The sequence below is a fragment of the Stenotrophomonas sp. SAU14A_NAIMI4_8 genome, assembly GCF_003086695.1.
Classification (GTDB): Bacteria; Pseudomonadota; Gammaproteobacteria; order Xanthomonadales; family Xanthomonadaceae; genus Stenotrophomonas.
Map to the genome: position 1 here is coordinate 341842 of NZ_CP025999.1, position 14202 is coordinate 356043.

Genomic DNA, 14202 nt, shown 5'->3' on the forward strand with positions numbered 1-14202 from the left:
GTTCTCTCTACACTGGAGCGATGTTGACGCCCTCGATCGTCCTGTTGGCCTGCATCGCGTGGACCGTGCTGCTGTTCGGCGTTGCGCTGTGGGGCGAACGCAAGGGGCACCGCCTGGCGCGCGCCTGGCCGGTCATCTACGCACTGTCACTGGCGGTGCACTGCACCGCGTGGACCTATTACGGCGCGGCATCGCAGGGTGTGCAGTGGGGCTTCCCGGTGCCGCCCACGTTGATCGGCATGGCGCTGATCTTTGCCTTCGGCCTGCCGTTCCTGCTGCGGCTGGGGCGGTTGGCCAAGCAGCACAACAGTGCCACCCTGGCCGACCTGGTGGTGGCGCGCCTGCGCAGTGACCAGGGGCTGGCCATCACCATCACGGTGGTGGCGCTGTTCGGCATCATTCCCTACATCGCGCTGCAGCTCAAAGCGGTCAGCCAGGGCCTGGGCGCCTTGCTGGGCGATCACTTCGCCGCCAATGGCTGGCGGCTGGACATGTCGTTCTGGTTCGCCCTGACCATGGCCGCGTTCACCCTGCTGTTCGGCGCGCGCAAGGCCTCGGCCACCGAACACAACCGCGGCATCGTGGTGGCGCTGGGGCTGGAATCGGTGCTGAAGCTGGTGGCGCTGCTGGCCATCGGCCTGTATGCCGCGCTGTCGGTGCAGCAGTCCGGCACGCCACTGCTGCAGAAAATGGCCACCCTGCCGCCGCCGGCGGTCATCCCCGATTTTTTGACCATGGTGCTGCTGGGTGCGCTGGCCGCGTTCACCCTGCCGCACCAGTTCCACGTGGGCGTGGTCGAGCTGCGCCAGTCGTCCGACCTGAAGACGGCGCGCTGGCTGTTTCCGCTGTATCTGCTGCTGATCGGCCTGCCGTCGGTGCCGATGGCGCTGTATGGCGCGGCGCAGTTGCCGCCGTCGGTCTCGCCAGACCTGTACGTGCTGGGCCTGCCACTGGCCGGTGGCCACCATCTGCTGGCCCTGGTGGCGTACCTGGGCAGCCTGAGCGCGGCCACGGGCATGATGATTCTGTCCGGCCTGACCCTGTCGATCATGCTGGGCAACCACGGTGTGGGCTCGCGCCTGCTGGGCGGCATGCAGGGCGGCGACGCCGGTGCCGACCTGCGCCCGCGCGTGCTGGCCCTGCGCCGCGCCGGCATCGTCGCGGTGTTCCTGATGTCCTGGCTGTACAGCCGCGCGATGAGCGATACCGAAGCGCTCAGCGATTTCGGCCTGATGTCCTTCACCGCACTCTCGCAGCTGGCACCGGCGGTGCTGCTGGCGGTGTACCGCCCGCGCACGCCGGCGCCGGCCATCATGGCCGGCATCGTGGTGGGCTCGCTGGTGTGGCTGTGGCTGGTGCTGCTGCCGATGGTGGTGCCGTCGCCGCAGCCGGGTGCCAGCGGCGACGGCCTGCACTGGCTGGCCCTGCTGTCGGTGCGGCTGCAACCGGGGCACATCGCCATCAGCATGTGTGCCAGCCTGGCGGCGAACCTGGTGGCGATCGTGCTGGTGGCGCGGGCGGTGCGCCCGTCGCTGCCGCGCCAGCGCAATGCGGTGGCTGCGGCCACCATGCGCCGCACCGCCGGGCGCTTCCTGGGCCAGGAACGCGCACGGCAGCTGATGGAAGGGCATGCCGGGCAGATGCTGGAAGGCGAGCGTGTGACCGCCATCGAGCGCGAACTGACCGCCGTGGTCGGCGCCGGCATGGCGCGCCTGCTGGTGGAAGCCGCGCGCGATGGCGGCGCGGCGCCGCTGGATGCGGTCACCCGTGCGGTAGGCGAGGCGACCCAGGCACTGCGCTTCAACCAGCGCCTGCTGGAAGCCGCGCTGGAAAACATGAGCCAGGGCATCAGCGTGGTCGATGCGCAGTTGCAGCTGGTGGCCTGGAACAGCCGCTACGCCGCGCTGTTCCGCTTCCCGCCGGAACTGCTGCAGGTGGGCCGGCCGGTGGTGGACCTGACCGCGTGGGCGCTGGACCAGCTGCAGATCGGCCAGCGTGCCGGCGACAGCCCCGACCACGCGCTGCAGCGCCGCGTGGCCCACATGCGGCGCGGCACCCCGCATCTGTCCGAGCGCATCTTCCCGGACAACACCATCGTTGAAATCCGTGGCAACCCGATGCCCGGCGGTGGTTACGTGGCCACCTTCACCGACGTCACCGCCTTCCGCCGCGCCGAGGATGCGCTCAAGCGCAGCAATGAAACGCTGGAACGGCGGGTGCAGGACCGCACCGCGCGGCTGGAGCAGGCGGTGCACGAGGCCGAACGGGCCAACGTAGCCAAGACGCGCTTCCTGACCGCCGTGGGCCACGACCTGATCCAACCGTTGCACGCGGCGCAGCTGCTGGCCGACGCCATGTCCCAGCACATCGATTCGGAATTCCTCGGCAGCTTCCTGCGCCAGATCCGCGGGGCGCTCGATTCCACCGACGATCTGTTGTCGGGCCTGCTGGACATCTCGCGCTTGGAAGCCGGTGGGCTGGTGCCCGACCCACGCCCGTTCGCGCTGGCCACCGTGCTGGACCCGCTGGCGCAGGAATTCGCCGTGCTGGCCGCCGCGCGTGGCCTGCAGTTCCGCTACGTGCGCACGGCGGCCTGGGTGCACAGCGATCCGCTGCTGCTGCGGCGGGTGCTGCAGAACTTCCTGGCCAATGCGATCCGCTACACCCGCCAGGGCGGGGTGTTGCTGGGCGTGCGCCGTCGCGGCCCGGCGCTGCTGATCGGGGTGCATGACAGCGGCCCCGGCATCGCCCCGGAACAGCAGTCCATCGTGTTCGAGGAATTCCACCGCGGCGACCGCAGCAACGGCCAGGGCCTGGGCCTGGGGCTGACCATCGCCCACCGTATTGCCCACCTGCTGCATGCACCGTTGCGGTTGCACAGCGTGCTCGATCACGGTTCGGCGTTCTCCATCAGCGTGGCACGCGCCACACCGCCGGTGGTCCAGCGCCCGCAGGCCACCAGCGGTGGCAGCAGTGCCATCAAGGGCACCCGTGTGCTGGTGGTCGACAACGATCCGGACGCCCTGCACGCCATGCAGCAGATGCTGCTGGCCTGGGGCTGCGACGTGGTGGCCGTTGCCGATGCGGACGCCGTGGGCAGCGCCGCGGCCGATGCCGCGCTGTGGCTGTTCGACTACCACCTGGACGCGGGCGATACCGGGGTGGCGCTGTGGCAGCGGCTGGTGGCCGCGCATGGTCCGCGGCCGACTGTGGTACTCAGCGCCGATACCGGCAGCGAGGTGCGCGAGGCGGTGCGTGCGGTGGGGCTGTCACTGCTCAACAAACCCTTCAAGCCGCTGGCCCTGCGCTGGGCGATCAACCACCTGCTGGCCACGCCCACCACCGTGGCGGACTGAGGTCTCAGGCGTCCTGGGTGTCTTCAATCTGTCGTGCGGGATCGGTCAGGCCCATTTCGTGCAGCACGCGGATCGCCTGCGCGCGATTGCGCACCCCAAGCCGTTCCATGATGCGGGTCATGTGCGCTTTCACCGTGCGCAGCTGCACGCCCAGGCGGTCGGCAATCTGCTTGTTCAACAGGCCCTCGGCCACCAGGCTAAGTACCTTGTACTGGTGCGCCGACAGGCTGGACAGGCGTGCGGCCAGGTCGGCGTCCTTGTTGAACGGCGTGACCCGCGCCACCGCTTCGCGCAACAACGCCGGAATCCAGCGCTCGCCTTCCAGCACGGTCTGCAGCGCGTGCTGCAGGTCGTTCAAGCCGGAACTCTTGGGCAGGTAGCCGGCCGCGCCCAGATCAATCGCGCGGCGGATCACATGTGGTTCTTCGTTGGCCGACACGATGATGATCGCCAGCCCCGGCTGCAGCGCACGGATGGTCGCCAGCCCGGCCAGGCCGTGGTTGCCCGGCATGTGCAGGTCCAGCAGCATCAGGTCGATCGGCTGGCTTTCCAGTGCTTCCAGCACGGTTTCCAGCGAATCGGCTTCGCTGATCTGCAGGTCGGCCACGGCGTCCTCGGCCGCGCGGTGCAGGGCGGCACGGAACAAGGGGTGGTCGTCGGCGATCAGCAGGCTGGGCATGTTCTGGCGAGGTTAGCAAAACCGCTGCGGCCGGGCACAGGTACCTAGGTACGCTGGCGTGGCCTGCGTGGATCGCTAGTGTGGCCGATGAACCCGGCCGCCCCGATGCGGCCCACAAGGAGCGCACCATGCCAACGGAACACGCCGCCGCGCCGGCCTACCCGCTGCTGATCAAGCAGCTGCTGCATACGCCGCTGGCGACGCGGCCGCAGCAGGAAATCGTCTACGGCGACCGCGTGCGCTTCGACTACCGCACCCTGCAGGCGCGCATCGGCCAACTGGCCGGCCTGCTGGCGTCGCTGGGGGTGAAGCAGGGCGATACCGTGGCGGTGATGGACTGGGACAGCAACCGCTACCTGGAAAGCTACTTCGCCGTGCCGATGCTGGGCGCGGTGCTGATGATGGTGAACATCCGCCTGGCGCCGGAACAGATTGCCTACACGCTGAACCACAGCGGCGCTCGGGTGATCCTGGCCAACCGCGATTTCCTGCCGGTGCTGTACGCGCTGCACGAGCAGCTGCCCGACCTGCAGACGCGCATCCTGCTGGACGATGAGGACGGTCCGCTGCCGCCGGGCTTCACCTGCGAGTACGAGGCCGGCCTGCGCGAGGCCACGCCGGTTACCCGCTTCCCCGATTTCGACGAGAACACGCGCGCCACCGTGTTCTACACCACCGGCACCACCGGCCTGCCCAAGGGGGTGTGCTTCAGCCACCGGCAACTGGTGCTGCATTCGCTGGCGGCCATGGCCGCGCTGGGCAGTGCTGCCAGCCAGGGGCGCCTGCATCGCGACGATGTCTACATGCCAATCACGCCCATGTTCCATGTGCACGCCTGGGGCGTGCCCTATGTGGCCACCTTGATGGGCATCAAGCAGGTCTATCCGGGGCGCTACCTGCCGGCACGGCTGCTGCAGCTGATCGCCCGCGAACGGGTGACGTTCTCGCATTGCGTGCCCACCATCCTGCACATGCTGCTGGAGCACTCCGATGCGGCACAGGCCGATCTGCGCGGCTGGAAGGTGATCATCGGCGGTGCGGCGCTGCCGCGCGCGCTGGCCCAGCAGGCGCTGGCGCGCGGCATCGATGTCTTCGGCGGCTATGGCATGTCTGAAACCTGCCCGCTGCTGACCCTGGCGCAGATCGACCCCGACGCAGTGGCCGATGCGGAACAGGAACTGTCACTGCGCACCAAGGCCGGCATTCCGGTGCCGCTGGTCGAACTGCGCATCGTCGATGCGCAGATGCAGGACGTCGCCCACGACGGCAGTGCCACCGGCGAAGTGGTGGTGCGCGCGCCCTGGCTGACCCTGGGCTACCTGCACAACCCCGAGGCATCGGCGGTGCTTTGGGAAGGCGGCTATCTGCATACCGGCGACATCGGCAACATCGACAGCAGCGGCTACCTGCGGGTGACCGACCGCATCAAGGATGTGATCAAGACCGGCGGCGAATGGATCTCGTCGCTGGCACTGGAAGACATCATCGCGCTGCACCCGGCGGTGAGCGAGGTGGCCGTCATCGGCATTGCCGATGACAAGTGGGGCGAACGGCCGCTGCCGCTGGTGGTGCGGCAGGCCGGCAGCGAAGTGAGTGAAGCAGAGATCATCGAACTGGTGGCGGCGCGCAGCCGCACCGGCGATATATCCCGCTACGCCATTCCGCAGCGGGTGCGCTTCGTCGATGCGCTGGAACGCACCAGCGTGGGCAAGATCAACAAGAAGAAGCTGCGCAGCCTGCACGATCCGCAGATGGCTGCGCCGCCGGCGTGATCCGGCTCAGGCGGCCTGCAGCTGCTGCCCCACGTATTCGGCCAGCCCGCGGCAGGCCAGCAGCAGGCCTTCGCGCGTGGCGTCGCCGATATCGTCCTTGGTGGCCCCATCGACGCGCACGCGTTCGGCGGCGTGCAGCAGTTCCAGCACCGTGGTCAGGCCGGCGTTGGCGCGGTCGGCGCGGGCCAACGCCTGGCCCTGTGCCGGCGAGCAGACCGGCCGCCGCCAGGGTTGGCCATCGGCCGCTTCACCGGCGCGCAGGCGCTGCAGGCAGGCGGGCAGGGTGAGCGGATCGGGCACTTCGTTGGCGGCGGCGAAGGCGGCTTCCAGCGGGCGTGCCAGTTCCGGCGGCAGCTGCGCGGCAGCGTCGCCCAGGGTGGCAGTCAGGAACGGGTGCGGCGGTCGGGTCATGCGGGCATCCTCGAAGCGGGGCAGAGCGCCACCGGCTGCGGGTGGCGGGCGATGCGTGGCTTCCAAGACCGAGTCGATGAACCGGCGGGCACAGGGCCCCCACGCAACGCCCGCCGTAGAGCCGCGGACGGATTGCCAGCCGGCGTCGTGCAGGAGGCGACGACGCCGACTGGCAAGCGTAAACATCATCGAACAACGGGCTTGGAAGTCCCGGCCACCGGATGAGGTGGCGATTCATGATTGGCACGTGGGAAGAGGCTGCGCCAATTGATTCTCACGATCCATTCGCACTTTCTGATCAGAAAGTTGAATTGCCGTTTTTGGCTCAAAGCAATGATTCCAAGGCAAAAACGACAGAATGCGCGCGGCTCAGGAATGCGTTGAATGGCGTGCAGTTTCAAGCGCCTGATGCGCATCGCACACGGCGGCGTGTAAAGAATACTTAACCCTGCAGGCGTGCCTTCATCCCATCACGGCCGTGCGGTGGTGTCCACTCGGCTACCGGCGGCCGACACCTCATCCCAGCCCTCACATCCGCTCCGACACCTGCACCGCATACTCCGCCCATCTGCCCGTTCCGGGCCCGCTCGGGAGCCGACCATGCGCCTGAAGACGTTGTCTGTTGTTGCCGCTGTGCTGGGTGTTGCGCTCACGACGCCGGCGCTGGCCGCCGTGCCCTTCCTCAATGCCCGCTGCCCCGGTGGCATCGACGTGCACGCCGACGCGGGCGGGCCGGTCTACGTGCAGGGGCGGCAGACCACCCTGAAGCACGTGAATGACCGCTACGCCGAAGCGCGCGATGCACAGAGCGGGCTGACGGTGTCCATCAGCACCGGCGACGATGGCACGCCGCAGGTCAGCTACACCGGCCGCAATGGGGCCAACGGCATCTGCCAGGTCAGCGACAGCGCGGCAGCGCCGCCGCCGTCGCCCGCGCACCGGCACGACAACGACGGCGATGCCGCGTTGCCCAACGAGGTCACCTGCGAATCCACCGACCAGCGCCAGGTGTCGTGCGACATGAACACCCGTGGCGCCGTGGAAGTGAGCCGTCAGCTCAGCCGCACCCGCTGCGAGCAGGGCGTGAACTGGGGCCTGTCGCGGCATTCGGTATGGGTGAACGGCGGCTGCCGGGCGGTGTTCCGCAACACATCCAGCGTACCCCGCGTGGCACCCGCCGGTGATACCGCGCTGGGATCGTGCAATGCGCGCAAGGGCGACCAGGGAACGCTGGTCACCCAGGTACCGGTGGGCAGCGATTACCAGGAACTGATCATCGATTATGCCGATGGCCGCTTCCTGTGCATGCTGCGCAACAACGGCCAGGTGCAGAGCCTCACCCCGGTGCGCCGCCGCGGGGGTTGAGCTGTTCGTGCCCGCCGCCCTATGGTAGCTGTCCTCACCTGCTTGGATAGTCAGAACCATGTCCCATCTTCTGGCCAAGGCCGCGGAAAAAGCGGATCTCGACCGGATGGAGGCCTTGCTTGATGCAGGCGCCGATATCGAGTGGCAGCACAAGGGCACGGGGCGTACCCCCCTGCTGTCGGCCGTCATTGCCGGGAAGCGGGACGCAGTAGCAAGGCTGCTGGATCGTGGCGCCAACATCCAGCATGCCTGCACCGCACTCGGCTACACGGCGCTGAGTTGGGCCGCCGAGCGAGGCGATGGTGATATCGGACGGCTATTGATCGAGCGCGGAGCTCCGGTGGACATCGCTTCGCCGGAGTCGCAGTACACACCGTTGATGCTGGCATCGTCCGGTGGGCATCTACCGATGGTTGAACTCTTGCTGGAAAGCGGCGCCAACGTGGCACCGCTGGATTTTGAAGGGCGCAATGCACTCATGCTGGCTGTGGCTCGCAAGCACGGGAACGTGGCAGAACGTCTGCAGGCGGCAGGTGCGCAGATGCCGCCCGTTCTGGCGGAGGCGCTGCCCCTCGAGTGGCCTGAGCCAGACGCTGGAGGGGAGCCTGCGGCGGTAGTGCGCGGCTACTTGTTGGACTATCACGCCTGGGAAACGCGCGGCTACAACGATTCCCGCTCCGGCGGTGACCTCATGCTCAGCGAGGGTTTCCAGCAGGATAAACTGGCCATACTGACGGCCTGGTGTACCGACCGCAGGCGTGTGTACTCGACCGGCGTTTCGGTGGGGAACCCCCGGCGATACGTGCCTGAAGATCAACTGGTAGCCATTGCGAGGCCCACGGCGTCGAAGGCGGAAGTGCTGGTCCGCGATGATCCGCAGAAGTCGCGCTCCCTGCGTTACGAGCACTTGTTCGTGCTCAAGCGTGTGGGTGGGCAGTGGCGGATCGACGTGCTGAAGAAGCGTGTGTTTTACACCGAGCGTTGGGCGGCGGCCATTCTCTAGCGTTCAGGCAGATTGAACGCGACTGTGGTCCTGCTGCACCGCCGCGAGTGGTGTCACACGCCTCTGGCTAGACTGTGCTTCTTTTTCGTTCGCAGGAGGCACCCATGGCCCATCCCATTTCCGTCACCCTGATTGGCGTGCCGACCGACGTGGGCGCGGGCCATCGCGGGGCGCGGCTGGGGCCGGAAGCCCTGCGCGTGGCCGGCCTGCCCGAGGCGCTGGCTGCGCGTGGCGTGGACGTGCGCGACCTGGGCAACCTGGACGGCCCGCGCAACCCGTGGACGGCGCCGGTGGCCGGTTACCGCCACCTGGATGAAGTGGTGGCCTGGAACCGCGCGCTGATGGAGGCCAGCTACGCCGAACTGCAGGCCGGGCGCATGCCGATCATGCTGGGCGGCGACCATTGCCTGGGCATCGGTTCGATCACCGCCGTGGCGCGCTGGTGCCGTGAGCAGGGCAAGACCCTGCGCGTGCTGTGGCTGGATGCGCATTCGGATTTCAACACCAGCGATGTCACCCCGTCGGGCAACATCCACGGCATGCCGGTGGCCTGCCTGTGCGGCCTGGGCCCGGACGAACTGACCCGGCTGGGCGGCAGCGCCCCGGCCATCGCCCCCACCCAGGTGCACCAGATCGGCATCCGTTCGGTGGACCCGGACGAGAAGCGCCTGATCAAGACCCACCGGGTTGATGTGTACGACATGCGCTACATCGATGAGAACGGCATGAAGCGCACGGTGGAAGCCGCGCTGGCCGGTGTGGATGAGAACACCCACCTGCATGTCAGCTTCGACGTGGACTTCCTTGACCCCAGCATCGCCCCCGGCGTGGGCACCACCGTGCCGGGCGGGGTGAACTACCGCGAGGCGCAGCTGGTGATGGAAATGATTGCCGACAGCGGCCGCATGGGCTCGCTGGACATCGTGGAACTGAACCCGCTGCTGGACAACCACAACACCACTGCCGAGCTGGCCGTGGACCTGGTGGAGAGCCTGTTCGGCAAATCCACCCTGATGCGCGACTGAGCCTGCCTGCCGCAGTCTGAATGGCCCACTGCGCCGTTCACACTCGCTCCACGCCGTTGCCGCCAGATTGCACGTCAAGCGACGGCGCTGCCTTCGGGGACCGCCGCCAACCGACAGAATCCGACCCGCGATGTGCGCGGTGTAGCGGCCAACCCAAGGAGAAGCTCATGAAGCGTGTAGTTGCCCTGATGCTGTTGTCGATGTTCTCGGTGGCCATGCTGTCCGGCTGCAATACCGTTGCCGGTGCCGGCAAGGATGTGCAGAAGGCTGGCGAAAAGGTCGAGGATGCCGCCAAGGGCAACTGAGCCTGCGGTGGTGCGACACACGGGAAGGCCGGGCATGTCCCGGCCTTTTTCGTGCGCGCGTGCAGGCGCGGTGCAACGCGCCGGGTAGTGAACCATTCAAGCAGGTGAGCATGCTTTTCATGGTGGGTTGACCGCTGTTCAACAGGCAGTGGGCGAAGCTGGAGTCACGGTAAGAACGCCGTTGCAACCAAGGATTCCAGCAATGAACAAAGACATCATTTCCGGCAAGTGGTCGCAGCTGAAGGGCAAGGCTCAGGCCAAGTGGGGCGATCTGACCAACGATGATTTCGATGTGGCAGAAGGCAACGCCGAGTATCTGGCCGGCCGTCTGCAGGAACGCTATGGCTGGGCAAAGGACCGTGCCGAGAAGGAAGTCAGCGAGTTCTCGGACAGCGTGCGCAAGGATTACCCGGACTTCAGGTAAGTCCCGCGCTGAGACACCTGAGCGTCCCCCACAGCCCGACGCCCGCGCCGAAATGGTGCGGGCGTCGTGCTGTGTGCGCTCAGCGCGCCGGCGGATCTGGCACGTAGCGGTTGGGGAAGGCCTGCGGTTCCTGCGCCAGGCGTGACGGTGCATCCAGGCGGATGCCACGTGCGCGCAGGTTGCGGGCGCTGTCGTAGCGCAGCTGCACTACCTGGGTGGGTGTGCGGCTGGCGCGCTCGAACTGGGTATCGCGCACCTGCGAGTACTCGCGCTCGCCATGGCCGGTGCCCAGCGCCGGGGCCTGGCTGCGCGCCTTGCTGGCGCTGTTGCTTTCCATGCGGCTGGCACTGGCGTCGGCCGCGGCCGATTCGGCGGCGGGGGCCGGCGCGGCCGGTGCCGGCGGCGGCAGATGGCGCAGCGGCGGGCGCGGGGTGGGGCGCCAGCGGTAGGCCTCGTTGAACACCGCCATGCCAACCACGCCGATGTTGTCCGGCCGCCCGGTGCGGCTGGCGTAGCTGCCGCCGGGGCTGCTGAAGACGAACTGGGCCACCTCGTCCTGGCTCTTGCGCCAGCCGGTGATGTCCGCGCTCTGGCCCGGATCGAGCACGTAGCCGGTCTGCGACGGATCGGCATCTTCGCCGGAAATGGCATTGATGCCGTCCACCGACAGCACCACCAGCACCCGCCTGGGGCTGTCGTTGTACAGGCGCACGGCGTAGCGGTGGCCGCGTTCCCCCGCCACCCACTGCTGGCCGTCGGCGGCATAGCTGCGCAGTTCGGTATCGCGGTCGCGGTCCACCAGCACCATCCGCACCGGCTGTTGCGGGTAGGGGGCCGACGGCGGCGGGGCAGGCCGGAAGCCGGCCAGGGGCAGGATCAGCAGCAGGGGCAGCAGGCGCTTCATGGCAGGTCTCCGGTGGGCTCGAGTGAACAAACGCACGGCCGGCCCCGACGGGGTTGGCCCGGCACGCGGTAAACTGGCCCCGTTCATCGAAGGTTTCCGCACGCAGTCATGACGACCCGAGTCCTTACCGGCATCACCCCCTCCGGCACGCCCCACCTGGGCAATTACGTTGGCGCCATCCGCCCGGCGATCGCCGCCAGCCGCGCGCCGGATATCGAAAGCTTCTTCTTCCTGGCCGACCTGCACAGCCTGATCAAGGCCCAGGACCCGCAGCGCACCCAGCGCGCGACCCTGGAAATCGCCGCCAGCTGGCTGGCCTGTGGCCTGGACCCGGAACACGTGTGGTTCTACCGGCAGAGCGATATCCGCGAAACCACCGAGCTGATGTGGTTCCTGACCGCCATCGCCAGCAAGGGCATCCTCAACCGTGCCCATGCCTACAAGGCGGCGGTGGACAAGAACCGCGAGGAAGGGGTGGATGAAGATGCCGGCGTGAGCGCCGGTCTGTTCATGTACCCGGTGCTGATGGCCGCCGACATCCTGATCTTCAAGGCCAACCAGGTGCCGGTGGGCCGTGACCAGATCCAGCACATCGAAATGGCGCGCGACTTCGCCCAGCGCTTCAACCACGTGTATGGCAAGGAGTACTTCCCGCTGCCCGAGGTGGTGATCGACGAGCAGGTGGCCACCCTGGCCGGCCTGGACGGCCGCAAGATGAGCAAGAGCTACCACAACACCATTCCGCTGTTCGCCCCGCGCGAAGAGCTGAAGAAGCTGGTGTTCTCGATCCTGACCGATTCGCGCGCACCGGGCGAACCGAAGGACACCGAAGGTTCGGCGCTGTTCCAGATGTACCAGGCCTTCGCCACCGCCGAGCAGACCGCCGCGTTTGCCCAGGCCTTCGCCGAAGGCATCAGCTGGGGCGATGCCAAGCAGCAGCTGTTCGAGCGCATCGACAGCGAACTGTCGCCGCTGCGCGAGCGCTACAACGCACTGATGGCCGAGCCGGAAAAGATCGAAGCGCTGCTGAAGCGCCGTGGCCAGCAGCTGCGCGAACAGCTGGCCATGCCGCTGCTGGACGAACTGCGCCACGCCGTGGGCCTGCGCGATCTGTCCAGCGCCGGCGATATCGCCAGCGAAGACGCCGGCGTGGCCCGCGTGGCCCCGCCGCTGTTCAAGCAGTATCGCGAGAAGGACGGCCGCTTCTACTTCAAGCTGACCGCCGGCGACGGCACGCTGCTGATCCAGAGCGAAGGCTTCGATTCGCCGCGTGATGCCGGCCAGCTGATCGCCGTGCTCAAGCAGGCCGAGCAGGGCGACGCACTGCAGAGCGAGCTGTTCAAGCTGGAAGCCGACGTAGAGGCCGTGCTGGCCGCACTGGCGGCGCTGCGCGCCGAGTAACGTGCCGGAACATCACGGCAATTGGTAGTGGGTAGGTGCCGACCTTGGTCGGCACGTGGAACTGCGCAACGTCCCTGACGCGGAGTCTGCAATGGCCTGGTTGTCACTGCTGCTGTTCCTGCCCTGGTTCCTGCTGCTGGGCAGCCTGTACTGGCTCTTCCCGCGCCAGCCGCGCACCCTGCGGCGGCGCGTGTTCGACAGCGCCAGCCTGGTGCTGGCCTTCCTGTTGAGCATCGTGGCCATGTTGTGGGGCCACCATATCGGCCTGGTGCAGGCCGGTGCAGGCCCGATCTGGCCGCAGGTGCTGGCCGTGCTGTACGCCTACGGCGCGTTCCTGGCAGTGCTGGTGCTGGCACTGCTGCTGCGGCCGAGGTACCTGCAAAGGTAGAGTCGATCGTTGGTCGACTGCTCTCCTGCAGGGCATTGCCAAAAAATCCGCGCTTTGCGCGAAGTCGACTGACAGTCGACTCTACCCCCGGCCCACCGTGCCCCTCCGACCAAAGCCGCATCGAACCGCGCCCCTGCGGCGGCCTACCATGGGCGTCTGTTCCGCCACCTGCCAGGTGCGTGCCGATGACCGCCGACCCCAGCATCCACACCATCGATACCGGTTTCCAGCGGGCGCAGTTCGATGCCGCCTACCTGATCGTGGAAAACGATCGCGCCGCCTTCGTCGACTGCGGTACCGGTCTGTCGGTACCGGCGATGCTGCAGGCGTTGGCCGATGCCGGCCTGGGCCCGGAAGCGGTGGACTGGCTGCTGCTGACCCACGTGCACCTGGACCACGCCGGCGGCGCCGGCCTGCTGATGCAGCAGTTGCCCAAGGCCCGTGCCGTGCTGCACCCGCGCGGCGCACCGCACATGATCGACCCCACCCTGCTGATTGCCGGCGCCACCGCGGTGTACGGCGCCGAGGAAATCGCGCGCAGTTACGGCCGCATCGAGCCGATTGCCGAAGACCGCGTGGTGGTGGCCGACGATGGCCACCGCATCGATCTGGCCGGCCGCGAACTGCTGCTGCTGCACACCCCCGGCCATGCGCTGCACCACTACTGTGTGTGGGATGCGCGCAGCCGCAGCTGGTTCACCGGCGATACCTTCGGCATTTCCTACCGCGAGCTGGACAGCGCCAAGGGCGCCTTCATCTTCCCGACGTCTTCGCCGGTGCAGTTCGATCCCGAGGCCATGAAGGCGTCGATCCAGCGCATGCTGGCGTACGACCCGCAGGCGATGTACCTGACCCACTACGGGCGGGTGCAGCAGGTGCCGACGCTGGCGGCCGATCTGATCGAACAGATCGATGCCATGGCCACCATCGGCCGCCAGTGCGATGGACGGCCTGATCGCCACCGCTGCCTGCTGGCGGCATTGCAGGCGCTGTACCTGGAGCGCGCGCAGGCGCATGGCTGCGCGCTGGACCAGGCCGCGGTGGCCGAGGTGTTGGCCATGGATATCGAATTGAACGCGCAGGGCCTGGCCTGCTGGCTGGACCGCGTGCGTCGCTGAACGCAACGCACGCCGTCATCGCACTGTCACGCTACACTTCAGGGCATCCCT

General features: G+C 67.8%; 13 protein-coding genes. 10 read left to right on the forward strand and 3 right to left on the reverse strand.

Going from position 1 to position 14202, the window contains the following annotated elements; translation table 11 throughout:
* The first annotated feature begins 20 nt into the window (after positions 1-20).
* Positions 21-3356: a PAS-domain containing protein gene (locus C1930_RS01465; protein ID WP_108770919.1), complete on the forward strand. Its 3336-nt coding sequence runs from the start codon at positions 21-23 to the stop codon at positions 3354-3356.
* Positions 3357-3360: 4 nt separating this feature from the next.
* Here C1930_RS01465 and C1930_RS01470 read toward each other — a convergent pair whose 3' ends face one another.
* Positions 3361-4035: a response regulator transcription factor gene (locus C1930_RS01470; protein WP_108748159.1), complete on the reverse strand. Its 675-nt coding sequence runs from the start codon at positions 4033-4035 to the stop codon at positions 3361-3363.
* A gap of 128 nt (positions 4036-4163) precedes the next feature.
* Here C1930_RS01470 and C1930_RS01475 point away from each other — a divergent pair, with 128 nt between their 5' ends.
* Complete coding sequence (locus tag C1930_RS01475; protein WP_108772517.1) at positions 4164-5807, forward strand: fatty acid--CoA ligase; 1644 nt, start codon at positions 4164-4166, stop codon at positions 5805-5807.
* A 6-nt stretch (positions 5808-5813) separates the two neighbouring features.
* On the opposite strand, the gene C1930_RS01480 is transcribed toward C1930_RS01475, so the two are convergent.
* Positions 5814-6218 (reverse strand): hypothetical protein, encoded by a 405-nt coding sequence (locus C1930_RS01480; protein WP_108770920.1) that lies wholly within the window; start codon positions 6216-6218, stop codon positions 5814-5816.
* A 600-nt stretch (positions 6219-6818) separates the two neighbouring features.
* Here C1930_RS01480 and C1930_RS01485 point away from each other — a divergent pair.
* The 5 genes from C1930_RS01485 (at position 6819) to C1930_RS01505 (ending at position 10340) form a co-directional block, all read left to right on the forward strand.
* Positions 6819-7583: a DUF3011 domain-containing protein gene (locus C1930_RS01485; RefSeq protein WP_108770921.1), complete on the forward strand. Its 765-nt coding sequence runs from the start codon at positions 6819-6821 to the stop codon at positions 7581-7583.
* A gap of 58 nt (positions 7584-7641) precedes the next feature.
* Positions 7642-8586: an ankyrin repeat domain-containing protein gene (locus C1930_RS01490; protein ID WP_108770922.1), complete on the forward strand. Its 945-nt coding sequence runs from the start codon at positions 7642-7644 to the stop codon at positions 8584-8586.
* A gap of 104 nt (positions 8587-8690) precedes the next feature.
* Positions 8691-9611 carry an arginase gene (gene rocF, locus C1930_RS01495; RefSeq protein WP_108748164.1) on the forward strand — a complete coding sequence of 307 codons (921 nt, stop codon included), beginning with the start codon at positions 8691-8693 and terminating at the stop codon, positions 9609-9611.
* Positions 9612-9778: 167 nt separating this feature from the next.
* A complete protein-coding gene (locus C1930_RS01500) occupies positions 9779-9916 on the forward strand; it encodes an entericidin A/B family lipoprotein (RefSeq protein ID WP_108748165.1) in 138 nt (45 codons plus the stop codon).
* A gap of 202 nt (positions 9917-10118) precedes the next feature.
* Complete coding sequence (locus C1930_RS01505) at positions 10119-10340, forward strand: CsbD family protein (RefSeq protein ID WP_108748166.1); 222 nt, start codon at positions 10119-10121, stop codon at positions 10338-10340.
* Between the two features lie 79 nt (positions 10341-10419).
* On the opposite strand, the gene C1930_RS01510 is transcribed toward C1930_RS01505, so the two are convergent.
* The gene (locus C1930_RS01510; RefSeq protein WP_108770923.1) at positions 10420-11244 is read right to left on the reverse strand and encodes a hypothetical protein; all 825 of its coding nucleotides are present in this window, start codon (positions 11242-11244) and stop codon (positions 10420-10422) included.
* Between the two features lie 108 nt (positions 11245-11352).
* Here C1930_RS01510 and C1930_RS01515 point away from each other — a divergent pair, with 108 nt between their 5' ends.
* The 3 genes from C1930_RS01515 to C1930_RS01525 all read left to right on the forward strand — a co-directional run bounded on the left by C1930_RS01515 (position 11353) and on the right by C1930_RS01525 (position 14151).
* Positions 11353-12645: a tryptophan--tRNA ligase gene (locus C1930_RS01515; protein WP_108770924.1), complete on the forward strand. Its 1293-nt coding sequence runs from the start codon at positions 11353-11355 to the stop codon at positions 12643-12645.
* A 91-nt stretch (positions 12646-12736) separates the two neighbouring features.
* Entirely contained in the window at positions 12737-13033 is a 297-nt protein-coding gene (locus tag C1930_RS01520; protein WP_108755151.1) for a hypothetical protein, read from the forward strand.
* A 185-nt stretch (positions 13034-13218) separates the two neighbouring features.
* On the forward strand, positions 13219-14151 hold the full coding sequence (locus C1930_RS01525) for an MBL fold metallo-hydrolase (protein ID WP_108770925.1): 933 nt from the start codon (positions 13219-13221) through the stop codon (positions 14149-14151).
* Positions 14152-14202: the final 51 nt, after the last annotated feature.

Bases quoted from the DNA above. Each gene is read 5' to 3' on its own strand.
- C1930_RS01465 (WP_108770919.1), top strand. From the start codon at position 21: ATGTTGACGCCCTCGATCGTCCTGTTGGCCTGCATCGCGTGGACCGTG.
- C1930_RS01470 (WP_108748159.1), bottom strand. From the start codon at position 4,035: ATGCCCAGCCTGCTGATCGCCGACGACCACCCCTTGTTCCGTGCCGCC.
- C1930_RS01475 (WP_108772517.1), top strand. From the start codon at position 4,164: ATGCCAACGGAACACGCCGCCGCGCCGGCCTACCCGCTGCTGATCAAG.
- C1930_RS01480 (WP_108770920.1), bottom strand. From the start codon at position 6,218: ATGACCCGACCGCCGCACCCGTTCCTGACTGCCACCCTGGGCGACGCT.
- C1930_RS01485 (WP_108770921.1), top strand. From the start codon at position 6,819: ATGCGCCTGAAGACGTTGTCTGTTGTTGCCGCTGTGCTGGGTGTTGCG.
- C1930_RS01490 (WP_108770922.1), top strand. From the start codon at position 7,642: ATGTCCCATCTTCTGGCCAAGGCCGCGGAAAAAGCGGATCTCGACCGG.
- rocF (WP_108748164.1), top strand. From the start codon at position 8,691: ATGGCCCATCCCATTTCCGTCACCCTGATTGGCGTGCCGACCGACGTG.
- C1930_RS01500 (WP_108748165.1), top strand. From the start codon at position 9,779: ATGAAGCGTGTAGTTGCCCTGATGCTGTTGTCGATGTTCTCGGTGGCC.
- C1930_RS01505 (WP_108748166.1), top strand. From the start codon at position 10,119: ATGAACAAAGACATCATTTCCGGCAAGTGGTCGCAGCTGAAGGGCAAG.
- C1930_RS01510 (WP_108770923.1), bottom strand. From the start codon at position 11,244: ATGAAGCGCCTGCTGCCCCTGCTGCTGATCCTGCCCCTGGCCGGCTTC.
- C1930_RS01515 (WP_108770924.1), top strand. From the start codon at position 11,353: ATGACGACCCGAGTCCTTACCGGCATCACCCCCTCCGGCACGCCCCAC.
- C1930_RS01520 (WP_108755151.1), top strand. From the start codon at position 12,737: ATGGCCTGGTTGTCACTGCTGCTGTTCCTGCCCTGGTTCCTGCTGCTG.
- C1930_RS01525 (WP_108770925.1), top strand. From the start codon at position 13,219: ATGACCGCCGACCCCAGCATCCACACCATCGATACCGGTTTCCAGCGG.